Origin of the sequence: Sphingobium mellinum (genome assembly GCF_037860795.1) — a bacterium.
In the GTDB taxonomy this organism is placed as follows: domain Bacteria; phylum Pseudomonadota; class Alphaproteobacteria; order Sphingomonadales; family Sphingomonadaceae; genus Sphingobium; species Sphingobium mellinum.
Genome location: NZ_JBANRK010000006.1, coordinates 1 through 21746 on the forward strand (window position 1 = coordinate 1; position 21746 = coordinate 21746).

Here is a 21746-nt window from a genome sequence, read left to right on the forward strand (position 1 = left end):
AAGGTGCAATAATGACAAACATCCCGGCACAGCTTCGTCAGCGGAATGAAAACCTTGCGCGAATAGGTCACCAACGGACCAAAAAACCTAACCGTCAAAGACTCCGAAAACGACAGCAACTCTTCAAGAGGGCGATCCGCCAGGATGCGAACATCCTCGTTCCAAATATCATCAGACTGGCTCGGCATCGCATCTCTTTCTCATGTTGCGGCGGCAATCAGCCGGCAAAATATTTAATAGTCAATCGCTTATAAATCGGCGGAACCCAAAAGTGGAATGCCCTTGGGCTCGCCGCGCCAAGCAGGCGGGCATAGGGACCACGCGCCCATGTCCCGCCGTGCGCAGGCCCCCTACTCGCGCAGCATCGCGCAGCTTTCCGCCGCATTATCTCCGGCAACGCGTCCGAAGGTGAGCGCGTTGGCGATGCCGATGCCACCTCCGATATAGCGACGCCCCAGCGTGCAGCCCAAAACCTCGCCACCGGCATAAAGCCCGTCGATCACCTGTCCTCGCCCGTCGAGCACCTGGCCGTTGCTGTTGATTTCAAGGCCGGCATGGCATGAAACCATGGCCGTGGCGCGAATTTCAACGGCATAGAAGGGGCCAGTCCGGATCGGATAGAGCTTACCCGCCTCCTTGAAGAAATCGAGATCTTTCCCCTGATCCATGAATTGATTATACCGTTCGACGGTGCTCTCAAGACATACCGGATCAATATCCGCGCGCTTGGCCAGTTCAGAAATTGTATCCGCGACCTTCACCCGGCCCAGTTCAACTTGGCGCTTGATCATCGCCGCGCGCCAATTATTCGACGAAGGGTCGTTGATATAGTATTTCAATACATTTTCGTCCGCGCACGCTTCCATAAGCGCCGGTTCGTCGAAAATAGCGAAGCACCGCATTTCAGGCTGTTCATTGATGAGGTAGCCGCTCACGGAATAAGAGGCGTCCTCGGCTATGAACCGGCGGCCATCCCGGTTCACCACCATCGCCCATTCAGGCAGGAAGGCGGTCTGGTCCGGCACGAAATTTGGGGTAGGCACCAGCAGGCCATTGTCGATCCCCGTGATATTCGCGCCCGCCCTCTCGCCAAGCAGAATGCCGTCGCCGACATTATAGGGCGAATCCGCATAGAAGGACGTCAACCGCCCTCCATGCGCGGCGGCCGTCGGCCAGAGCCGCCGGACCATCGATGGATTATTGGCGAAACCACCTGTCGTGACGATCACGGCATGCGCCCGCAGGTCGACCTCTCCCGATCGGATACCCACGACACGGCCTTCTTCGACCAGCAGGTCCGAAACGCGCGAACCCAGCGCCACTTCCACACCCAGCGCACCCACTGCGTTGACCAGCGACTGGATGATGCCGATGCCCGCACCCAGGGCCTGATGCCCACGCGGGCAGCCCGCCACGCCGGATTCCACAATCAGTTCCGGCGGGAATTCATTGCCCAGTTCGATGAGCCAGTCGATGAGGTAGGCGCCGGCTTCGGACAGGCGCTTTGCCAGGGCCGGTTTGATCGACCACTGGTTAAGCGTCATTATATATTGATACATGTTCTCGGCGGAATCGACGATCCCGGCCACCTGCTGAACGCTGGTTCCCGCTGCATAGACGACCCCGCTCGACAGGGCGGTCGCGCCACCCAGCGTGGACGAAGCCTCGACGAGCATGACCGAAGCGCCCCTTTTGGCGGCGTGATAAGCAGCCGAAAGCCCGGCGCCACCCCCGCCAACAACGATGACATCATAATCTACAGGCATCGGAATGTTCCTAACGAGTCGTTTTTAATGTTCATGCCGCCGATTTTTTCGACGCAACATATTGGTTGAGGCCCTTGAAAATCATGTCGTAGACCGCCTCCACGACGGCGCGAACATAATCGGCGCTGCCCGGTTCGACGACATCAAACACCGAAGAAATATGCATCTTCGTCCGGCCGTCGAGCAGCGGGTCGAGCGCCCAGGTGGCGATATAGTTGCGAACTCCCTCGATGAATCCATCGGTGCCATTGTAGAACAGGCGGCGGGCCACGGCGTCCTCGTGAAACAAGGTTTCGCGGTTGATGATCGGCAATCCACCTTCTTCGGTGTTCGACCGTTCGATCACCTTGGTCCGCGGAACCCTGCCCTTCTCCCCTTCGAGATAGCATTTGCTGACCTTCATGCCAGCTTCTTCTACCTCATTGCCCCACCAGTCCATCGTGCCCCAGTCGGTCACCAGCGCCCACAGCGCGTCCGCATCCGCATCGATGATCCCCTCGCGGCACCCGGTGCCCCGCTGAACAACAGTCATGATCGTACCTCCTTTATGTCAGGCCAGTGGCCCTCAGGCGAATGCCTGCGCGACCTTACCCAGGGTTTCCAGCGTCCGCCACTGTGTGTCGGCATCGACGGAGGGAAGCTGAAGCAGGACGCGGTTGAAACCCATTGCGTGCAGCTCCTCGACCCGCTGTTTTAGGCGATCGGGGTTCCCGTCGAACATGCCCAGATGGTGCGTGATGACGGAATGATCGAGCTCCTCGAAGGTGCGTCCCTTGCTCGCCATATATTCACGGAGATCGGCCACGGCGGCGGGCATGGCGTCATTCTGGTCAACCGGGATCCATCCGTCGCCATATTCGGCAATGCGGGGGAAGGCGAATTTGGTGTAAGCACCGATCAGGACAGGCAGCTTGCCGCCTTTCACGGGCTTGGGCCCACACCACATCGGCGGGAACTTGACCATTTCGCCGTCGAATTCGGCAATTTCATTGCCCCAGATCTGGCGCATCGCCAGCACGCATTCGCGCACCCACTTCCAGCGGTCTTCGAACGCGATGCCATAATCGGCCATTTCTTCGGCGCTCCAGCCGGCGCCGGCGCCGAGGATGAAGCGGCCGCCTGAAAAATAATCGAGCGTCGCGATCCGGGTCGCCAGACTGATCGGGTGATGCTCGGTGATGATCGAAATGGAAGTGCCCAGCTTCAGCGTCTTCGTCACAGCCGCCACGGCCATGTGAGAGAGCAGCGGATCGTACATTTCCTTGAAGCTTTCGGGGACTTCCTTGTAGCTGCGACGCTCGGATTTCAGATTGACGGGAATGTGGGAATGTTCGCCGAACCACAACGATTCAAAGCCATTGGCTTCAGCCCACTGCCCAAGAGCCGGTGGCGAGATGGTATCCTTGGTGCAAGCGGTGGCAATACCAATATCGGGGCCGTTACTGCTCATGCGAATCTCCATTAAATCATAGGGCGCTTCTGCCGCGAGTCAGGACAGATCCATGTCGCGGCGGAGCTGGAAAATTAGGTCATTCTTGTCCCGGCGTGGCCTGACGAGGACCGGGGAATCCGTGTCGGGGCCTTCGGGCACCTCGAAGGCGAGATGCTGATCGGGAACGGCCGTGCGCGAGGCTATTTTCCAGGCGCCGTCCCGCCGTTCGAATATGTCGACATAGCGTCCGAACGACAGCACATCGACTGGCCGGTCGCCGGCAATGGCAAGCCCGGCGGCCTTGGCGAATGCCGCGGCCCCTGCCGCCGAATAGCGAAGGCAGACGATCACCCGCGATTCTACGAGCGCTCGATCCTCGCCAGCGAATTCGATCAGCACGTTTGTGACGTTATGGCTGGCGTTCAGGATGTTGCGATGCCGTTCCCGCATCCATTCGACCAGGCCCGCCACATCACCTTCGTAAAAGGCATGATTATCCACGGCCCCATCGTGAAACAGGGACGGGATCGCATCGAGGTCGCTTCGGTCAGCGGCGCGACAGAATTTATGGACGACGTCAGTGATCTCGAAACGCGCTTCGACTTCGGCCAGTCGTTGATCGATGTCACGCAAGAGTCCGTCCTTTCATTCAGCGCAGCAGGGGCCCGAACCGATCATAATAATTTGAAAACCGCGTCCGGATCGCATCGTCGGTGGTGCCGAACTTTTCCGCAGAATAGGAATGGCCGCCATGTTTGTGGCGCGGATTGCGTTCGGACCAGTCAAGTATCCCCTGCTTGCTTTTTTCCGTTAACGGCAATCCGAAAGTTTCGTATATCCGGTGCACCACCGCCTCGTCGTTCGAGGTGATATCGGAAAAGGCGATATCCAGGATCTGAAGATCGGGAGTGTCATCGCGCCAGCGCAAGTGTTCGTCGGCGGACTGGCCATAATAGGCCGTCAGTGCCTCGCCCCCGTTCAAATCGGGCTCCACGTCCGCGTAGAGCCGGTGCCAATTATGCGCAATGACTGCGATAGATGGCACGCATTTGATGGGATCACGATGCGTAACGATGAAGCGGGGATTGTCGAAAATCCGGTTCAATTGCTTTTCAAGCCCGAAATGGATCGGCGTCTTCAAAAGCCATGGCTTCTTGCGATCACCCGGATTCTGCCACTGTAGATATTGCAACTGCATTTTCAGATAATCGTAGGCCGGTGTCGGATCGGCCTCCAGCAGCCATCCAAAATGGGAAGGCGAACCGAAGACCATCATTGCGCCCGTCCGGAAGGAATATTCGAAAAGCTGCATTTCCTCCTCGGCCTCGTCAGTGAATACAGGATGGCCCGTGATCATGTCGGGCGACACTTCATACAGCCATTTTTCATAGGCCCGCGTCTCAGCGATCCGCCGCTCCCGACCGCCATCGGGCGCGCCAGGAATGCGGGCGAACATGTGGCCCTTCCAATATTCCACGAGTTGGAAATCGCCCGATGCCGCAAGCAGCCGCTGCAATTTCGTGCTGCCTGTGCGAGGCATGGACGTGATGATGATCGGCCCGTCGATAACCTCATCGAGAATTTCAGGATGCTCGGCAAGATCCTTGTGGAACCACAGCCGATTGATGAGCAGGCGCAGGATATTTTCGCGCAGGTGCTCGACGCGATCGGGAAGCACTTCGACTTCGGCATTCACGCCCTTCACGAGCATGTCGAGTCCCTCGCGGAAATCATCGGGTCCAAAGTCGGACAGACCCGTGCGATCCTGGGCCATTTGCAACAGTTCCCGTGCGTCGAGCACCTTCATCACCAATCTCTCCTTGATGCCTGCGATATAGGTTCCGCTAACGGCATGCTGATAATGATACCATCAAATGGACCCAGGCCCTCACGAGCCGGGCCCGGTGCGTCAGAGCTTCGAGATGACCTCGTCGCCGAACCGCTTGATCTCATCCAGCTTCTTCTGAAGCGGGATATCAGGTGTCGGGAACAGGACAATGCAATAATCGGTCACGCCGATATCCTCGAACTTCCGATACGCGCCGAGATCGGGGCGCTCCTGCTGGGCGGTGCGCATATTATATTGCCGGGCGTGGATCTGGAAATCGCGGTTGTCGGTGCCATAGGACCGGCGAAGCTCGTTCAGTTCGGCGATCATGGCTTTCATCGGATCATAGTCCATGTTGACCACGGTCCATCCGTCGCCCACTTTCGCGGCGCGGCGCAGCGCCGGCTTTGAATGGCCGCCGATGACGATGGGCACCGGCTGGGTCGGTACGGGGTTAATCTTGATCGGCCCGAACTTGTTGTGCTTGCCATCATAGGCGAAGAGTTCGCCCGTCATCAGACCTTTCAATATGTCGATGGATTCGTCGAGAAGCTCGCCGCGCTTGCTCCAGTCCAGGCCGTTGTAGGAAAAATCCTCCTCCCAGGGACCGATGCCAGCGCCATAGATGAACCGGTTGTTCGAAACCACGGCGAGCGAGCAGATTTGTTTGGCCAGCAATATCGGCGCGCGCGATGCCGACTTCATCACATTGGGAAAGAACCGCAGCTTGCTGGTCCTGGCCGCCATCCACGCAAATGCGACCATCGGCTCGATAAAGGCCGTATTTTCGATATATTTCCGGATCGCGTCGGTTTCGTTATAGGGATAGATCGAGTCTGTCTTGTCGGGATAGAACACGCTGTCCGGAGCGGAAAATCCGTCAAAACCGGCTTCCTCGGCGGCAACGCCCATCTCAAGCCAGTCCTGATACTGACCCATTGTTTCTGATAGGCTAAAACGCAATTTCAGATCCTCCTCAGACTTGTCTATTGTCGTTGCGACTCTCAATGCCGCTCTACTGATTAGCTACTTCCAGATCTCCTGCCGACACTGATTGTCGGCTCTCGCACCTCGTCACCATCCCTGACCAAATGGGGCAAAGGCGGAAGCCGTGCAGCGCAGGCTTTTGATCCGCCAGCCAGAAGGCGTACGGACGAATTCATCCTCGTAGAATGCGGTCGTCCACATCGCGCCCATGTCGCGCCGGTTGAGCGCGACGACGACGTGCCACCGTCCTTTCGCGCTATCTCCCTCCACCTCGATATGGGGGTTGCCGAGCAGGTGATAGGAATAGGGGTAAAGCGTGGCGTCGTTGAAGCGTTCGGTGACTGCGGCCGATCCGATCAGGGGCGGAGCGCCGGTCGGAACAATATGAAAAATCGCGTCTTCGGTGAAGAGGGCACCGATCTCTTCGCCGGTGTGCGGCTTTTCCGCGCTGCTGTCGGCGAGTTCCGTATAACGGGTCTTGAGGCGGATGATCTCCTGAATGTCCTCAAGCCGCTGGAGTCGCTCTCCGATGGTCATTTTAGCACCTTCATGCTGATTTCTCTCGACGGGGCTTCATCTACCCGATCGGGTTAGCGGATCGGTTGAGTTGTATGAACTGGTCATGTGTTGGGGCGGGTCCCAGCGCTGGATATTGGGTAATGAGGTGATCGCGTTTGTGCGGGGCTTCGCCCTGGACGGCCTGGGCGAGCGCCTTGCGCATGGTGTCCGCGTCATAGTCGCAGCAATAGGCGGGGGTGGCGGGCTGATGGCGCCAGGACTGCGCCAGGGGGCCGGCGTCGACGGGGTCGAAGCCCAGGGTGTTGACGATGCCGCAGACCAGCGCCTTGTGGGCAGGGTCATCGCCGGCAACCGCGATGGCGAGCCGTCCCGGCGCATGTTCGGGCCGGCCCAGTTCCGCCAGCGAATAGGCCAGGATATTGTTGAAGGCCTTGATGACGGGCCGGCCGATCTGGCGGGATACCCACAGGCTCTCGACCTCGCCGGCATCCAGCTCGGCGATCTGCGGATCGCGCATGCCCGGATAATAGTTGCTGGTGTCGACCACCGGCACGTCGCGCGGGACGGCGTCGAACAGATCCCCGGGCAGGCTGGCCAGGGCCGGAAGCGGGACCGACAGGATGATCATGTCGACGCCGGTGACGGCGCCCCTGACATCGGCCGCGGTCGCGCCGATCTCCTCGGCAAAGGCCCGCACGCTATCGGCACCCCGGGAATTGGCGACGCTGACCTGATGTCCCGCCGCGACCAGGCCGCGCGCAAGAAGGCCGCCGATGCTGCCGATACCGATGATGCCGATCTTCATTCCGCGCCCTCGTCCTAACACTGTTGCTTTACGGCGGGGTTTAGGCCTAAGTAGTTTGATCGACAATAGCCTACCGAAAAGTGTGCCACTGTCAAAAAGGTGTGTATTGATGGGACGGGATTGGGTATGCGATGACCCCAAAAGACAACTCATTTGGGCCGCCGCAACAAAGGACGCATTGCGCTTGCTGGAGGGCAAGTGGAAGATCGTGATCATTTGCCAGCTGTTCGGCGCGAAGGCGCCGATCCGGTTCGCCGAACTGGAACGGCGGATCGAGGGAGTGACGCAGAAAATGCTGATCCAGCAGCTAAAGCAGCTGGTGAAGGATGGAATCGTCGTTCGCAAAGTCTATCCTCAGGTGCCGCCACGGGTGGAATATTCCTTGACTGAGATTGGCAAGGCCCTCGGTCCGTCTATGGCCGAGCTTACCGAATGGGCCTTCATGCTGCGCGAGGCGACGTCACCGCCCGAGAAAGATCATGACCACAGTTCGCAGTCCGTGCTGGAAAGCCTATCCCAATAGTGAATAGGCAGGAAGCCGGATTAAAGTCCAAGCGCGGGAAGAACTGGCTCTGTTCCAGGCAAGGCCTTTTGAGGCAGTGTCTCGCTTGACGTGAGATCTTTGACGCTTGCGGCCAAAATTGCCAGCGGCGCCAGAAGGTCTGCTGATCATCGACGACAATGCGCGGACTTGTGCCCCAATGGGCACGCCGAAGAACTCGCAATCGCGCAGCAGCGCCTCCTGGCGGCCTGCATGATAATCGCGTCCGATGTCTAGAGGGCGAAAAGGTCATGTGCTGAACCCGAACCTCCTTCGACGGCTGCTTGTCACGCTATCTACGGTCGAACGACATCCAAAGTTGGCGCAGGCCGTAGGGAGTATAACCCTCCAGCGGGACACAGCTCGCCTCGCCCCGACTGAAGCGGAAATTTGCCAGCCGCTGCGTGAGCGCCTGGAACGCCAGGCGCAATTCCCCTCGAGCAAGCTGATTGCCGATGCAAAGGTGAATGCCGGCGCCGAATGCCAGGTGGCTGTTCGCATTCTTGCGTTGGAGATCAACGTCGGCGGGACAGCTGAACTGGGCGGGGTCGCGGTTGGCTGAGCCAAAGCGCACCTCCACGATCGACCCAGCCGGCACGGTCACATCGCCGAACTGCACATCCTCCAGCGCCGTCCGCCACAAACACTGGAGCGGCGTGGCCGTGCGCAGTGCTTCCTCTCCCAGCATCTTCGCCAGGGACGGATCGCGATGGATCGCCTCGGCCAGATCGGGGCGCTCGATCATTATCCGCATTCCGGATCCGAGCGTTGTCGTCGTCGTCTCATTGCCGGCTACCAGGATCTGGAGCATCAGGCTCTGCAATTCCTGATTGGTCAGCCGCCGATCGTCGGTCTCCAGATTGGCGAGGCGGCTGAGCAGCATGTCGTCAGGCTGCGACCGTACACGCTCGATCTCCACCGCCATATATTTCTGCATCTCGACCAGGATATGTGCCAGTTCCATCTGGCGGTCCAGGGTCACAGGTCCCGTCGATTCGACGGCCGCGTCCGACCAGCGCTTGAACTTGTCGCGGTCCTCACGGCGCACGCCGAGCTGTTCGGCGATCACATACATCGGCAGCGGGACGGCAAAATCTTCAAGAAAGTCGATTTCGTCGCGGTCGATGAAGGCATTGATCAGTTCGGCGATGATCTCGACGATGCGGGGTTCCAGGCTGGTCACCTTGGCCGTCGTGAAGACCTTGTCCACCAAGGTCCGATATGTCCGATGTTCGGGCGGGTCGTTGGATACCAGCGTGTCCATCGGCAACCAGCCCTCCTTTTCGAAAAGGGCGTTGGCTTCCGGACTCCAGCGATCTCCGAGGAAGGGCGTTCGATTGCTCAGCACAGACGGATTCATCAACGCCTTGCGGACATCTTCGTAACGGGTGAGCACATAATAGCCCGTCTGGGGATCATGAAAGACCGGCTGCTCCTCCCTCAACCTGTCATAGAAGGGAAAGGGGCATTTCTGAATCTCTGGGTCAGCGAAGCTCGACTGCGATGTCATGGGCGACCTCTCTCCTGAATTCTTTCTTCGCAAGCGGACTCAGCGCCCCGAAGCTCACGAAGTGGTGCTCCCGAGCGGCGCGGGAGTCAACAATTAACTGAATGATGGTTCATTCATATTTTTCTGCCCGGTTGCATTTGCGCCTGAAGCTGGCATTTCGTTCCTCAAAACCCTTGCGAGAAAGCTATATGGTACGATCGGCAGCAGCGACATCGCGTCAGGAAGAACGAAAGGAACGACGGCAGGCAGAGATACTGCAGGCCGCCCGCACCCGTGTTCGGGTGGAAGGGTTCCATGCGGCGAGCATAAGCCGAATCGCCGCCGAAGCGGGCATGAGCGTCGGCCACATCTACCAATATTTCGAGAACAAGGATTCGATCATGGTCGCGCTTAGTGCGCGCGATTTCGAAGACTTCATGCTGCAGATCATCCAGTTGGGCGACCATGCCGACTTGGACGCATCCTCGGTCATTCGCGCCTTTCTGGACAAAATCATGTGGATGCTAGATCAGGATCGCGCGGCGCTGGCACTCGAAATCATGGCGGAGGCGGGACGAAACACGCGCGTCGCTGAACTTGTCATGCATGCCGACCGGCGGTTCCGGGCGGAAGCCGGCAAGATCATCCAGATAGTTCTGGCGGGACTCGATCCAGAAGAGGTCAATGCGCGGGCCGACATGCTCCTGGCGATAGCTCGCGCGCTCCTGATCCACGCGGCCACCCATCCTGTCAGCGAGCGGCAGGTACTCGCGAACGGGTTCGAACTGGCGCTCAAAGGCCTTCTCTCACGGCCATGAAGCCCCGCCGGAAGGACCCCTAAAGGCCTGCCCGGCGAACGAAACTATTTCGACCGCCAGCCGCCATCGACCCGCAGCATGGTCCCGGTGATGAAGCTGGCGGCGTCCGACGCGAGGAACAATACTGGCTCGGCAATCTCTTCCGGCATCGCGAACCTTCCCAAAGGCGTGACGGCTTTCACCTGTTCATCGACTTTGGCGAAGTCCATCACATCGAATATGTTCGTCAACACGCCCCCCGGCGCGATCGCATTCACGCGGATGCCGCGAGCGGCGACCTCGCACGCAAGCTGATTCACCAGCCCTGCCACTCCATATTTTGATGCGGTATAGGCCACTCCGCCTGCCAGGCCGCCCAGGCTCGCGACCGAGGCGGTCATGACGATATTGCCCTTGGTGCGTTCCAGATGTGGCAGGGCAGCGCGGGCACCATAGAAACTGCCGGAAAGGTTCACGGCTATATTCATGTGCCACAATTCGTCCGTCAGGTCTTCGCAGGGCGTTCCTTTGTCAATGACCGCCGCGTTGCCGAAATAGACATCCAACCGACCCGATAGCGATATGGCTCGGTCGATCATGCCGTCAACCTGGCCCCGGTCGCTGACATCTACCGTATGGGCCTGTGCACGTCCCGCCGCCTGCCGGATGATCTCGGCCGTTTCTTCCGCCCGATCCTCGATGATGTCAGCAACGAGAACGTCCGCGCCTTCCCTGGCGAAGGCAACCGCGGTAGCCCGGCCAATGCCGGATCCACCGCCAGTCACTATTACTGATTTCCCCGCAAAACGCCGCATCATCATCAACCTCTCCAATTGCTCGCCAGCAGCCGATCCAGCACTGCAGCATGTTCCAACCCGATTGCATAGGCCCGCAACGTACCGCGGCATGGCCAGCATTCACAGCCGATCAGGTGCAGCAATAGTCCTCCGCCTGGCAGCGGCCGGGCACCATTGACCCGCTGCAATAACAAGCCGGTACAGCCGCGTGCCGGAACAAAAAAGCATGCCCCGATCCTGGATCGGGACATGCTCTGGAAAGCCTTGAGACTTTATTTTTAGGAGATGATTTCGGCGAGCCCGTCGATTCCCTGCAGATCGCCGATGATGACAGGCGGCTTTCCGTCCGCGCGCTGCGTTTCATCCTCGCGGACCACATTGAGTACCACGCGGTTGGCACCGGCTTTACCCAACTCCTCGACCCGCGCGAGAATGTCGGCATTGCTTCCCCAGGCGGTCAGGGCGTCGATCAAACGGTCGCTGTTGCCATTGCTCCAGTCGGCTTCCTCGAACCCGCATTTCGCGAATGCCGCCTGATAATAAGGCAGGGCAATATACATTGCGAGATAGGCGCGGGCGACGGCGCGCGCCTTTTCAGGATCAGTCGTCAGGACGCAAAGAATCTGCGCGGTTATGTCGAAGTCCGGTCCGACTCGTTCCCGCGCGTCAGTGATGATGCCGGCGGGCATCATCCACGTCACCATGCCCTGCCCATGCTTGACCGCCAGCTTTTGCAGGCCGGGCGCGTGCGCGGCGATACAGAGCGGCGCCAGCTGCTTGGGCTTGGGCGCGGTCAGCTGAACTTCCGCCATGTCTTCCAGATAGGCGGTCATCTTGGGCAGCGGCTGCACCCATTCGCCCTTCCGCCTGGCGATCACGAAGGGATTGGACGCACCCAGTCCCATGATGAACCGGCCGGGATAGAATTCGGACAAGGCCTCGCGTGTTTGCACCATGCCCATCGCATCGCGGCTGTAGACCGTCGCAACGCCCGTGGCGACCTTCAGGGTGCTGGTCTTCGAAAGCATATAGCCCGATGCCTGGAAAGGATCGCGGCCGAACGCATCCAGCAGCCACACGCTTTCATAGCCAAGCCGCTCGATTTTCCCCACCAGCTCCGCGAGCTGATCGGCGGGAAGCGCGAGCGTCGTGCGATCAAGAGTAAGACCTATATGTGGCATAACAACTCCATTTATGAAATGTGGGACAAACGTGCACGTTCAGTTCGGCGGAAACGAACTTGGCCAGCGGATTGCCGGCCGGGATACTGGACATTGGGGCGGATCATCCCTGCCTTTTGGACCGATTTTCGACCGATGCCAAGAATGAGCGAAAGGCCGTGAAACATTCGTCGAACCGCTCAAAATACAACTCGTGTCCACTCCCGTCGATAATTTCCATCCTGGAACCGGGGATGAGCTGGTGCATCTGTTTCTGATGCTCCAGCGGCGCCGTATGGCTGTTGCCGGGCGCAAGGATAAGCGTCGGAGCAACGATATTCGGGACCACCGGCGCCAGGTCGATATCGGGAAAGAGCCGGGCAAGGGCCGCCAGGCTTGCGGGGCGGTTCTTGCGCCATTCGCTCGCCACCCATTGCTCATGTCCGGGGCTGATAGGCACCAGGCCGCGACCCTTGATCAGCATCTCGACGAACTCGTCGATCGGCGTGCTCTCGACCTTTCCCGCCAGATCGTCATAGCCATATTTGTCCGACCCGCGCGTTGGATCGGATAGCGGCGTCGACATCAATGTGAGCGAACGGATCCTTTCGGGATATTTCGCGGCGAATGCGGCGCCCAGCACGCCTCCGGCGGACTCGCCGATATAATGGACTTTCGCCACGCCCAGCTCGTCGAGGAAGCCCCTTATGTCCTCGATCAGATTGTCGACGGTCCAGTCGGACGCGGGCGTGTCATCGGACTGGCCATGGCCACGCATGTCCCTGCGCAGCACGCGGTAGTCACGGGCAAGACCAGGAACCCAGTGATAGAAAAATTTTGAGCTCCTGCCCCATCCATGCTGGATGAATACGACTTCCGGTTCTTTCCAGGGATCCGTGAAATCATCATCGCAATAATAGAATTTGAGCTTGTTAACAGTGGCATAAGGCATGATCTGTCTTTCGTCTCGCTTACTATTATCGCCCGCATGGACGGGGTGAGAGCTGGATTTACGTGTTGCTTAGAACCTGACGGTCACCTCTCCGCCATAAGTGCGCGCGGCACCCCAGGTCGTCTCACGCTGGAACGTGAAGCCATCGAAGAAGCCGGACGTCCGGTAATTTGTGTTGCCGATATTCTTGATGAAGGCGCGAAGCACAAAACTCTCATTGCCCGGCGTAAAGGTCGCATAGGCGTTCTGAATGTTATAGGCCTTCTGGGTCAATATGGGGTCTGCGAACTCCGAGAAGCGGAGCTTGCCGCTCCAGTAGGATTCCCCGCGCAACAGCAATTCTCCGCCCGCGACGTCCAGCCTGTATTCAAGGCCGAGGCTGACGCTGTAGGGCGGGGCACGGTTGAGCCAGTTGCCCGTCAGATCCTGGTTGCGGGTAGGATCAGTCTGCGGACGAGGGTCAAAGGGAGCGAGGGGGTTATTGGGATTCGGGGGGGAGCAAGCCCCCAGAAAATCGCCCGGGTAGCAGTTGGTATAGTTGGTATATTTGGCGCTTTCGACCATCGCCGATCCATCCAGCTTCAGTCGGTCGGTGATCGACGCGTCGAAACTGGCCTCGATCCCCTTGATCCTGGCCGCTGCGGCATTTTGCACCGCGAAGCCACCCGCCGATCCCAGCGTCTTTTGCACCTGGATATTCTTATAGTTATACCAGAAGCCGGCCAGATTCAGGTGGATGCGGTTGTCGACCAGGCTGGTCTTGACGCCGGCCTCGCCGCCCTCGATCGTTTCAGGCTTGAACGTGTCGCCGCATGTCCCCGAACCGATGCCGCCGGACTTGAAGCCCTTCTGGTAAGTGGCATAGGCCTTAACCTGATTGGATACGTCGAACTGCACGCCTGCTCGCGGCGTCCATGCGTCAAAGGACAGGTCTCTTTCCACGTTGCTGCATTGTCCTCGGACGTTCAGGTTGCCCTTCTTGGTATCATGGTTGAAACGGATACCCGCCAGCAGCCGGAAACGGTCAGTCACCGAAAAAGTATGGTCGGTGAAGAAGGCCAGCGACTTGGCCTTTTGCGAGAAATTGGCCTGGTATACATCGACGTTGGTGCCACCGAACAGGCTGCTGAAAACATTGGTCTGCTGGGTATATTTGTCATTGAAGTAGAACATGCCGAAGATCGACTTCAGTCGTCCGTCGAGCGTGTCGGTATTCAGATCGAATTCCTGCGAATAGGTGCGGGAATGGCCCGAGCTTGGAATTTCGTTCGCGATCGCGCCGCTCGCGTCATAATCGACGGCCATGAAGTTGCGATATTTCTGATATCCCGAAATGGATTTCAACTGGACATTATCCATGATGTCCCATGTGATCGTCCCGGTCGCGGTATATTGTGTCGTATCGTTTTTGGCATCAAGGCTGGAATAGACCTCATGCGGGCGATAGGTTTGCGGCACCAGGAAAGCTGCACGGGACGGATTGATCGATGGCGCGAGCGCCGTCGGCGCGTAGGAACCGCGGGTGTGCGAATAGGTTCCCTCGATCTCGATTTTCAGCGTCTCCGTGGGCTTGAAATCCATAACGCCGCGAATGGCTGCCACATGGCGGTCGCCGAAATTCTTCTTGGGGGCGCCGACGAGCAGATTCTTGACGTCGCCGTCGCTATTGTCCCACAGACCCGCGATCCGGAAGCCGACCTTGTCGTTGATCGGACCCGAAATGAACCCACGAATGCCGTGGGCGTCACGATTGCCCACGCTGCCGGTGAATTCGGCCTCCATCTTCTCCGACGGACCCTTCATGATATAATTGACGACGCCGCCCGTCGCGTTACGGCCGTAGAGCGTCCCTTGCGGGCCTGAGAGAACCTCGATCCGCTCCAGATCCATCTGCGCCAGGTCGAGACTGCGCGCGCGCGCCTGATACACGCCGTTGACGTGTACGGCGACCGAGGCATCCTCAAAGCCGCTGGTAAGGCCGGTGCTGATGCCACGCAGCGTGATCTGGTTGCTGCCGAACTGATACCCCATCACGAGTGACGGAATCCGGGTTGTCAGGTCGTTAAGGCCGCGAATCTGCCTCGTTTGCAGGCTTTGCTCGGAAAAGGCTGCGATCGTTGCAGGCACGTCCTGAAGCCGTTGCTCGCGCTTTTGAGCGGTCACGATAATATCGCTGGCATCGGCCTTCGAACTATCATCCGCTGTTTGCGCGTACGCAGCCCCCGTTCCGAGGCAAGCGATCATCGCCAGGCATATCGCATTCAGCGAGGATGACCTTAAATCTTTAACCTTCAGCATTGCATTCTCCCCTTGTGTTTTACTTAGGTATTAAAAATGAGCACTTGAGATCTATTGATCGTGCTTCTTATAATTCGGTTCACCCGATCGGGTTAGCGGATCGGTTGAGTTGTATGAACTGGTCATGTGTTGGGGCGGGTCCCAGCGCTGGATATTGGGTAATGAGGTGATCGCGTTTGTGCGGGGCTTCGCCCTGGACGGCCTGGGCGAGCGCCTTGCGCATGGTGTCCGCGTCATAGTCGCAGCAATAGGCGGGGGTGGCGGGCTGATGGCGCCAGGACTGCGCCAGGGGGCCGGCGTCGACGGGGTCGAAGCCCAGGGTGTTGACGATGCCGCAGACCAGCGCCTTGTGGGCAGGGTCATCGCCGGCAACCGCGATGGCGAGCCGTCCCGGCGCATGTTCGGGCCGGCCCAGTTCCGCCAGCGAATAGGCCAGGATATTGTTGAAGGCCTTGATGACGGGCCGGCCGATCTGGCGGGATACCCACAGGCTCTCGACCTCGCCGGCATCCAGCTCGGCGATCTGCGGATCGCGCATGCCCGGATAATAGTTGCTGGTGTCGACCACCGGCACGTCGCGCGGGACGGCGTCGAACAGATCCCCGGGCAGGCTGGCCAGGGCCGGAAGCGGGACCGACAGGATGATCATGTCGACGCCGGTGACGGCGCCCCTGACATCGGCCGCGGTCGCGCCGATCTCCTCGGCAAAGGCCCGCACGCTATCGGCACCCCGGGAATTGGCGACGCTGACCTGATGTCCCGCCGCGACCAGGCCGCGCGCAAGAAGGCCGCCGATGCTGCCGATACCGATGATGCCGATCTTCATTCCGCGCCCTCGTCCTAACACTGTTGCTTTACGGCGGGGTTTAGGCCTAAGTAGTTTGATCGACAATAGCCTACCGAAAAGTGTGCCACTGTCAAAAAGGTGTGTATTGATGGGACGGGATTGGGTATGCGATGACCCCAAAAGACAACTCATCTGGGCCGGCGCAACAAAGATGTTGACTTCGACCTTGTGAGTGTCGCGATTTACTCGTCGCGGAAGGACTTCCTTGACGAAGCTGTTTGGCCAGCGACCATCGTAACAGCTCTCGCCACGATCCTTTCCGCGATGGGGAAGTCATTGCAAATGCCCGCATTTGTTCCAGACGCTAAAACCATAAATGGGGCGAACATTGTCGCCCAAATGGAGAATGAACATGACGCCGGTGGAAGAGAATAATCTGCAGATTGTTAAGGATGCCTACGCGTCCAGCGCGCGCGGGGAGCCCCAAGGCTTTACGGCAAGCTTTACCGACGCAACCGAGATTCACGAGGCGCCTTCGCTGCCTTATGGAGGTGTTCACAAGGGAGTTCAAAGCTTCCCTACGCTTATCGGCAAGGTTCTGGAACATTTTTCCAGTATTAAATTCACCAAACACAATATCATCGCCAGCGGCGACAACGTCGTATCCTGGGGCGTTCTTGATCTGGTTGGGAAAAAAACCGGAGCGAGCGTTACCATACCTTTGGTCGAAATTTGGACTATCAAGGACAGCAAGACAGAAAAGCTGGAGGTGATCTACGGCGATACTGTTCAAGCGCTGAAAGCTGCCGATCTTCTTTGATGTCACCGACGTCCTGCGGATGCAGGACGTTCCATTTGCGGGTCACCCATCGCTTGTCGGCGAGCTTCGGGTGACCTTGCAACATGGGATGCCGGCGCGTTTGTATCGCCCAGCCTATCGCCCTCCTCCGTCGCTGGCATATGCCACGGAAACGGCGCCACGCAGTCCCCGCGGATCGTTCGGCAAGATGTGGCAATATCCACACGGCCACGTCCTTGTGACGGTAATTGACGATTGCGAGTCGCGCACGTCTTGGCTCAAGACGACAGTCTGATCCCCCGCGAAAATGACAGAGCACAAGAGGGAAATTTCAGCGTCGACTGTACATGAATGCCGACACTGATCAATCGACCGACCATTGCGGCGGTGGATTGTATCCGCGCTGCGGCATTTCTCGACCGCGCCTTACCTCCATTCGGGTAAACCGCCAGCCATCACTGGTCCGCTGAAATTCGACATTATAGATGGCAAGGGTCCAGCGACCGTCATTGTCCTCAACAGCCCTTCCGTTCGGCCGCTTCGACAGCGCGATCAAATGCCAGTGCCCCTTCGCCGTGTCGCCATTTACGTCGATCAGGGGGTTCATCACATTGTGCGACACATAGGGGCTTGCGCGCAATACATTGAACAGAGCGCGAATTTTCTCCCGACCCTCGGCCCTGCCAATCGGCCCGCAGTCGTCCCAGACCCCATCCTCGACGAACAGGTCCGCGGAAGGCCCCATATGACTTGGGCCCTGACCTTCCCAGCCCCCGTCGTTATACTGGCAATAAAGCGACATCAATCGCGCTATATCCTCATGATCCTCGATCAGTTGCACCCGCTCCTCGATCGACGCAGGCCTCGCCCCCCTGGGGCCGAAGGACGTTCCCGCGAACGGGTATGAGGCATTGGCCATGATTCACTCTCTCCTCTTATAGCTGCCGGCACTGAAGATGGGATCAATAGCCGCCTCAGCCCCATCGGCCCTGTTGGCTATTATTGCGCCGTCAGCCCGCCATCGACAACAACAGAAGCGCTCATCCTGCTTGTCGCGTGACTTCGAGCGCCTGAACGCCTCTGTAAAGCCCGAACTGAAAGGCCTGTTGGTCAGGACGCATCCGAATATGTCCTGCGCCGCAAGAGCGATACAGGCCATTTCATGGTCTTGACGTGGATCAATCTGGGATCAATTTTGCCCGGTGGGCAGTTATGTTAGGCCCGGAGGCTTGTCTGCATACAAGGGAATATAAGCATGATGCACGCTTCGGCCTTACCTGCCCTCATCGGCGTTAGAGGGCTGGATGATGTTCTGGCAGGCGGATTGACGCGCGGGCGGGTATTCCTGTTGGAAGGCAGCCCCGGAACGGGCAAGACGACGATCGCCACCCAGTTCCTGATGGAAGGTGCGGCGCGGAACGAAAAATGCCTGTACGTCACCTTGTCAGAGACAGAGGACGAAATGCGCGACAGTGCGCAGTCGCATGGCTGGGATCTCAGCGGCGTCGACCTGTTCGAACTGATCCCGCCCGAAAGCCTGTTGGACGAGGATCAGCAGCAGAGCCTGCTTTATTCTTCCGACCTGGAACTGGGCGAGACCACACGGCGCATATTCGAGATGTTCGAGAAAGTGAAGCCGGACCGGGTAGTGCTCGACAGCTTGTCTGAAATCCGCCTGCTTGCCCAGAGTTCATTGCGCTATCGGCGGCAGATTCTGGCGCTCAAGCATTTCTTTTCAAAGCAAAACGCCACCGTGCTGATGCTGGACGACCTGACTGCCGACGTCGCCGACAAGACCGTGCACAGCGTGGCCCATGGTGTAATCCGGCTGGAGGAATTGTCGCCCGAATACGGCCCCGAGCGGCGGCGACTGCGCGTCATAAAATATCGCGGCCGTCGCTTCCGCGGCGGCTTTCACGATTTCATCATCGATACAGGCGGCGTTCGGGTCTTTCCCCGCCTGGTTTCGGCAGAACATAAGACGGAATTCACGCGCGACATGCTCCAGAGTCAATCGCCCGCTCTGGACGCGCTGCTGGGCGGGGGCATCGAGCGTGGATCGAGCGTCCTCGTCCTTGGCCCGGCGGGAACCGGCAAATCGCTGCTGGCGCTGACCTTCGTGCTGGCGGCCATCGCCCGTGGGGAACGGGCGGCGATGTTCGTGTTCGACGAGGAAATCGGCTTGCTTTTCAACCGGGCCCTTGGGCTGGGCATCGACATGCAGGCGATGGTCGACAGCGGGCATCTCGTCACTGAACAGGTCGATGCGGCCGAATTGTCCCCCGGGGAGTTCTCTCAGAGGGTGCGTACCTGCGTCGAACAGCACAAGGTCCGCACCATCATAATCGACAGCCTGAACGGCTATCAGGCGGCAATGCCCGAAGAGAATGCCTTGATCCTGCATATGCACGAATTGCTGCAATATCTCAATCGACAGGGCGCGACGACCCTGCTGACCGTCGCTCAACATGGTCTGGTCGGTGACATGAAGGCGCCGGTCGATGTGACCTATCTGGCCGATACCGTCATCCTGCTCCGCTATTTTGAGGCATCCGGGCGCGTGCGGCGTGCCATATCGATCATCAAGAAACGGACGGGCGCGCATGAGGACACGATCCGCGAGTTCCGCATCGGCGCATCTGGCATCAGGTTGGGCGAGCCGCTGATCGGTTTCCAGGGCGTGTTACGCGGCGTTCCCCAATTCGTCGGGGACCGAGGCACGGCCGGCCTGCTGGAAGACGAGCCGAAGTGATCCCACATCTTTCCGAACGTGCGATCATCCTGGCACCCATCGGACGTGATGCCGCCATAGCCGCGTCGATCCTGACCGACGCGGGACTTCGATCGACGGTCGTCGACTCGCTGCGGGATCTGGTCTGCGAGTTGGAAAAAGGGGCCGGTTTCACGCTCCTTACCGAAGAGGCGCTGCGGACGGCCAATCTCAACCCGCTCGCCACCTGGCTGGATGCGCAACCGGAATGGTCCGATTTTCCGTTCGTGCTGCTGACCCAAAAAGGCGGCGGCATCGAACGCAATCCGGCAGCCAAACGGTTCCTGGACATGTTGGGCAACGTCACCTTTCTGGAAAGGCCCTTTCACCCGACCACCCTGGTCAGTCTTGTGCAGTCCGCGCTGCGCGGGCGGCGGCGCCAATATGAGGCGCGCGCGCGGCTGGAGGAGCTGCATCGCGGCGCGGACAAATATAGATCGCTATTTGAATCCATCGATGCGGGCTTCTGCGTCATCCACATGGTCTTTGACGCGCAGGAACGCCCGATCGATTACGTGTTCGACGAGGCCAATCCTGCCTTCGAGCGCCATACCGGCTTGCAGGAGGTGATCGGCCGGACGGTCCGGTCGATGGTGCCCAAACATGAGCAGTACTGGTTCGACATCTATGGCGAAGTTGCGATGACCGGCGAACGCGTGCGGTTCGAGCACCATGCCAAGGCGCTCGGAAACATCTGGTTCGACGTTTTTGCATTTCGTGTTGGCGATCCGCATGACCGAAAGGTTGCCGTGCTGTTCAACGATATTTCCGAACGACGGCAGATGGAACTGGCCTTGCGCGAGAGCGAAGAACGGCTGAGAGGCCTTAATGAAACGCTCGAGCAGCGCGTCGCCGAGCGCACCAAGGCGCTCGAACTCGCCCAGGAAGCGCTTCGCCAGTCGCAGAAGCTGGAAGCTATGGGACAGTTGACTGGCGGTGTTGCGCACGACTTCAATAATCTCCTCACCCCGATCGTAGGCAGCCTCGATCTGTTGCTGCGGCGCGGTGTCGGAACCGAGCGGGAGCGCAAGCTGATCGAGGGGGCGGTCCAGTCGGCCGATCGGGCCCGTACGCTCGTGCAGCGCCTCCTGGCCTTCGCCCGGCGCCAGCCCTTGCAGGCGACGGCTATCGACATCGGCAGTCTTGTCGGAAATCTGCACGATCTGGTCGCCAGCACCTGCGGTCCCCGGATCAAGGTGGTCATCGACATCGCCGATCCGCTGCCCGCCGCCAGGGCGGACGCGAACCAGATCGAAATGGCGCTGCTCAACCTGGCCGTCAATGCGCGCGATGCGATGGCCGATGGTGGCACCTTGACGATCGGCGCGGCATTGGATCAGCTGAAGGCGGGGAACGCAGCCGGTTTGCGGCCGGGCACCTATGTAAGGCTGAGCGTGACCGATACCGGGTCTGGAATGGATGCGGATACGATGGTCAAGGCCGTAGAGCCGTTTTTCACGACCAAGGGCGTAGGACGCGGCACCGGCTTGGGCCTGTCGATGGTGCACGGCCTTGCCGCGCAGCTTGGTGGCGGTCTATCCATCGACAGTGATGTCGGCCGAGGGACGCGGATCGACCTCTGGTTGCCGGCAACAGATGCGCAGCTTGAACCCCCGGCCCCGATTTTGGAGAGCGGCAGCACGCGCGACCACCGCGGGATCGCAATAGTGGTGGATGACGAGGATTTGGTACGTGCAAGTACCGCGCACATGCTGGGTGAACTTGGATATACGGTTGTCGAAGCGCATTCCGGGGAGGAAGCCCTGACGCTATTGGATGCATCCGACGAAATTGATCTGCTCGTCACCGACCACCTTATGCCGGGCATAACAGGAACCGATCTGGCGACGAAGTTCCAGGCGTTAAGACCGGGGGTGCGGGTGCTCGTCGTGTCGGGTTATGCGGAGAGCAAGGATATTTCACCTGACCTGCCACGCCTGACCAAACCCTTTAAGCAGAGTGATCTCGCGAACAGTTTGGCCCAGTTGTGATCATGGGCAGATTTGCCCCATGGCATTG

At 59.1% G+C, this 21746-nt stretch carries 21 protein-coding genes; 5 read left to right on the forward strand and 16 right to left on the reverse strand.

What is annotated here, in order from left to right:
* From AAC640_RS09405 to AAC640_RS09445, 9 genes are all read right to left on the reverse strand, one after another.
* A partial coding sequence (locus AAC640_RS09405) for a hypothetical protein (protein ID WP_340265860.1) occupies positions 1 to 188 on the reverse strand: 188 nt, incomplete at its 3' end.
* A gap of 162 nt (positions 189 to 350) precedes the next feature.
* A complete protein-coding gene (locus AAC640_RS09410; RefSeq protein ID WP_340265861.1) occupies positions 351 to 1766 on the reverse strand; it encodes an FAD-dependent oxidoreductase in 1416 nt (471 codons plus the stop codon).
* A gap of 31 nt (positions 1767 to 1797) precedes the next feature.
* Positions 1798 to 2298 carry an SRPBCC family protein gene (locus AAC640_RS09415; RefSeq protein WP_340265862.1) on the reverse strand — a complete coding sequence of 167 codons (501 nt, stop codon included), beginning with the start codon at positions 2296 to 2298 and terminating at the stop codon, positions 1798 to 1800.
* A 33-nt stretch (positions 2299 to 2331) separates the two neighbouring features.
* Positions 2332 to 3216, reverse strand: coding sequence for a TIGR03619 family F420-dependent LLM class oxidoreductase (locus AAC640_RS09420; RefSeq protein ID WP_340265863.1), 885 nt, complete (start codon positions 3214 to 3216; stop codon positions 2332 to 2334).
* Positions 3217 to 3255: 39 nt separating this feature from the next.
* Positions 3256 to 3831, reverse strand: a complete 576-nt coding sequence (locus AAC640_RS09425) for a nuclear transport factor 2 family protein (protein ID WP_340265864.1) — start codon at positions 3829 to 3831, stop codon at positions 3256 to 3258.
* Between the two features lie 16 nt (positions 3832 to 3847).
* Complete coding sequence (locus tag AAC640_RS09430) at positions 3848 to 5005, reverse strand: sulfotransferase family protein (RefSeq protein ID WP_340265865.1); 1158 nt, start codon at positions 5003 to 5005, stop codon at positions 3848 to 3850.
* Between the two features lie 102 nt (positions 5006 to 5107).
* Positions 5108 to 5965 (reverse strand): TIGR03619 family F420-dependent LLM class oxidoreductase, encoded by an 858-nt coding sequence (locus tag AAC640_RS09435; RefSeq protein WP_340265866.1) that lies wholly within the window; start codon positions 5963 to 5965, stop codon positions 5108 to 5110.
* 135 nt (positions 5966 to 6100) lie between these two features.
* A complete protein-coding gene (locus tag AAC640_RS09440; protein ID WP_340265867.1) occupies positions 6101 to 6550 on the reverse strand; it encodes a nuclear transport factor 2 family protein in 450 nt (149 codons plus the stop codon).
* A 40-nt stretch (positions 6551 to 6590) separates the two neighbouring features.
* On the reverse strand, positions 6591 to 7337 hold the full coding sequence (locus AAC640_RS09445) for an NADPH-dependent F420 reductase (protein WP_340265868.1): 747 nt from the start codon (positions 7335 to 7337) through the stop codon (positions 6591 to 6593).
* A gap of 184 nt (positions 7338 to 7521) precedes the next feature.
* Between AAC640_RS09445 and AAC640_RS09450 the strand changes: the two genes are divergently transcribed.
* Complete coding sequence (locus AAC640_RS09450; protein ID WP_340265869.1) at positions 7522 to 7860, forward strand: winged helix-turn-helix transcriptional regulator; 339 nt, start codon at positions 7522 to 7524, stop codon at positions 7858 to 7860.
* A 310-nt stretch (positions 7861 to 8170) separates the two neighbouring features.
* Here AAC640_RS09450 and AAC640_RS09455 read toward each other — a convergent pair whose 3' ends face one another.
* On the reverse strand, positions 8171 to 9388 hold the full coding sequence (locus tag AAC640_RS09455) for a cytochrome P450 (RefSeq protein WP_340265870.1): 1218 nt from the start codon (positions 9386 to 9388) through the stop codon (positions 8171 to 8173).
* 188 nt (positions 9389 to 9576) lie between these two features.
* Between AAC640_RS09455 and AAC640_RS09460 the strand changes: the two genes are divergently transcribed.
* Positions 9577 to 10185 carry a TetR/AcrR family transcriptional regulator gene (locus AAC640_RS09460; protein WP_340265871.1) on the forward strand — a complete coding sequence of 203 codons (609 nt, stop codon included), beginning with the start codon at positions 9577 to 9579 and terminating at the stop codon, positions 10183 to 10185.
* 44 nt (positions 10186 to 10229) lie between these two features.
* On the opposite strand, the gene AAC640_RS09465 is transcribed toward AAC640_RS09460, so the two are convergent.
* The 5 genes from AAC640_RS09465 to AAC640_RS09485 all read right to left on the reverse strand — a co-directional run bounded on the left by AAC640_RS09465 (position 10230) and on the right by AAC640_RS09485 (position 16197).
* Positions 10230 to 11081: an SDR family NAD(P)-dependent oxidoreductase gene (locus AAC640_RS09465; RefSeq protein WP_422794977.1), complete on the reverse strand. Its 852-nt coding sequence runs from the start codon at positions 11079 to 11081 to the stop codon at positions 10230 to 10232.
* Between the two features lie 158 nt (positions 11082 to 11239).
* Complete coding sequence (locus tag AAC640_RS09470; protein ID WP_340265873.1) at positions 11240 to 12142, reverse strand: LLM class flavin-dependent oxidoreductase; 903 nt, start codon at positions 12140 to 12142, stop codon at positions 11240 to 11242.
* A 103-nt stretch (positions 12143 to 12245) separates the two neighbouring features.
* Positions 12246 to 13073: an alpha/beta fold hydrolase gene (locus AAC640_RS09475; RefSeq protein WP_340265874.1), complete on the reverse strand. Its 828-nt coding sequence runs from the start codon at positions 13071 to 13073 to the stop codon at positions 12246 to 12248.
* A 69-nt stretch (positions 13074 to 13142) separates the two neighbouring features.
* Complete coding sequence (locus AAC640_RS09480) at positions 13143 to 15236, reverse strand: TonB-dependent receptor (RefSeq protein ID WP_340265875.1); 2094 nt, start codon at positions 15234 to 15236, stop codon at positions 13143 to 13145.
* A gap of 214 nt (positions 15237 to 15450) precedes the next feature.
* Positions 15451 to 16197 (reverse strand): NADPH-dependent F420 reductase, encoded by a 747-nt coding sequence (locus AAC640_RS09485; RefSeq protein WP_340265868.1) that lies wholly within the window; start codon positions 16195 to 16197, stop codon positions 15451 to 15453.
* Between the two features lie 373 nt (positions 16198 to 16570).
* Here AAC640_RS09485 and AAC640_RS09490 point away from each other — a divergent pair, with 373 nt between their 5' ends.
* Complete coding sequence (locus tag AAC640_RS09490) at positions 16571 to 16978, forward strand: nuclear transport factor 2 family protein (protein WP_340265876.1); 408 nt, start codon at positions 16571 to 16573, stop codon at positions 16976 to 16978.
* Positions 16979 to 17321: 343 nt separating this feature from the next.
* On the opposite strand, the gene AAC640_RS09495 is transcribed toward AAC640_RS09490, so the two are convergent.
* Entirely contained in the window at positions 17322 to 17876 is a 555-nt protein-coding gene (locus tag AAC640_RS09495) for a nuclear transport factor 2 family protein (protein ID WP_340265877.1), read from the reverse strand.
* Between the two features lie 336 nt (positions 17877 to 18212).
* On the opposite strand from AAC640_RS09495, the gene AAC640_RS09500 reads away from it, so the two are divergent.
* Positions 18213 to 19709 carry an ATPase domain-containing protein gene (locus AAC640_RS09500; RefSeq protein WP_340265878.1) on the forward strand — a complete coding sequence of 499 codons (1497 nt, stop codon included), beginning with the start codon at positions 18213 to 18215 and terminating at the stop codon, positions 19707 to 19709.
* The gene (locus AAC640_RS09505) at positions 19706 to 21718 is read left to right on the forward strand and encodes a hybrid sensor histidine kinase/response regulator (RefSeq protein ID WP_340265879.1); all 2013 of its coding nucleotides are present in this window, start codon (positions 19706 to 19708) and stop codon (positions 21716 to 21718) included. Before AAC640_RS09500 ends, AAC640_RS09505 begins: the two co-directional genes overlap by 4 nt.
* Positions 21719 to 21746 lie beyond the last annotated feature (28 nt).

Excerpts from the sequence above, each read along its gene's own strand:
- AAC640_RS09470 (WP_340265873.1), bottom strand. The coding sequence starts at position 12,142 with ATGCCACATATAGGTCTTACTCTTGATCGCACGACGCTCGCGCTTCCC.
- AAC640_RS09465 (WP_422794977.1), bottom strand. The coding sequence starts at position 11,081 with ATGCTGGCCATGCCGCGGTACGTTGCGGGCCTATGCAATCGGGTTGGA.
- AAC640_RS09415 (WP_340265862.1), bottom strand. The coding sequence starts at position 2,298 with ATGACTGTTGTTCAGCGGGGCACCGGGTGCCGCGAGGGGATCATCGAT.
- AAC640_RS09445 (WP_340265868.1), bottom strand. The coding sequence starts at position 7,337 with ATGAAGATCGGCATCATCGGTATCGGCAGCATCGGCGGCCTTCTTGCG.
- AAC640_RS09440 (WP_340265867.1), bottom strand. The coding sequence starts at position 6,550 with ATGACCATCGGAGAGCGACTCCAGCGGCTTGAGGACATTCAGGAGATC.
- AAC640_RS09435 (WP_340265866.1), bottom strand. The coding sequence starts at position 5,965 with ATGGGTCAGTATCAGGACTGGCTTGAGATGGGCGTTGCCGCCGAGGAA.
- AAC640_RS09460 (WP_340265871.1), top strand. The coding sequence starts at position 9,577 with ATGGTACGATCGGCAGCAGCGACATCGCGTCAGGAAGAACGAAAGGAA.
- AAC640_RS09430 (WP_340265865.1), bottom strand. The coding sequence starts at position 5,005 with ATGAAGGTGCTCGACGCACGGGAACTGTTGCAAATGGCCCAGGATCGC.
- AAC640_RS09500 (WP_340265878.1), top strand. The coding sequence starts at position 18,213 with ATGATGCACGCTTCGGCCTTACCTGCCCTCATCGGCGTTAGAGGGCTG.
- AAC640_RS09475 (WP_340265874.1), bottom strand. The coding sequence starts at position 13,073 with ATGCCTTATGCCACTGTTAACAAGCTCAAATTCTATTATTGCGATGAT.
- AAC640_RS09420 (WP_340265863.1), bottom strand. The coding sequence starts at position 3,216 with ATGAGCAGTAACGGCCCCGATATTGGTATTGCCACCGCTTGCACCAAG.
- AAC640_RS09410 (WP_340265861.1), bottom strand. The coding sequence starts at position 1,766 with ATGCCTGTAGATTATGATGTCATCGTTGTTGGCGGGGGTGGCGCCGGG.
- AAC640_RS09455 (WP_340265870.1), bottom strand. The coding sequence starts at position 9,388 with ATGACATCGCAGTCGAGCTTCGCTGACCCAGAGATTCAGAAATGCCCC.
- AAC640_RS09490 (WP_340265876.1), top strand. The coding sequence starts at position 16,571 with ATGACGCCGGTGGAAGAGAATAATCTGCAGATTGTTAAGGATGCCTAC.
- AAC640_RS09485 (WP_340265868.1), bottom strand. The coding sequence starts at position 16,197 with ATGAAGATCGGCATCATCGGTATCGGCAGCATCGGCGGCCTTCTTGCG.
- AAC640_RS09495 (WP_340265877.1), bottom strand. The coding sequence starts at position 17,876 with ATGGCCAATGCCTCATACCCGTTCGCGGGAACGTCCTTCGGCCCCAGG.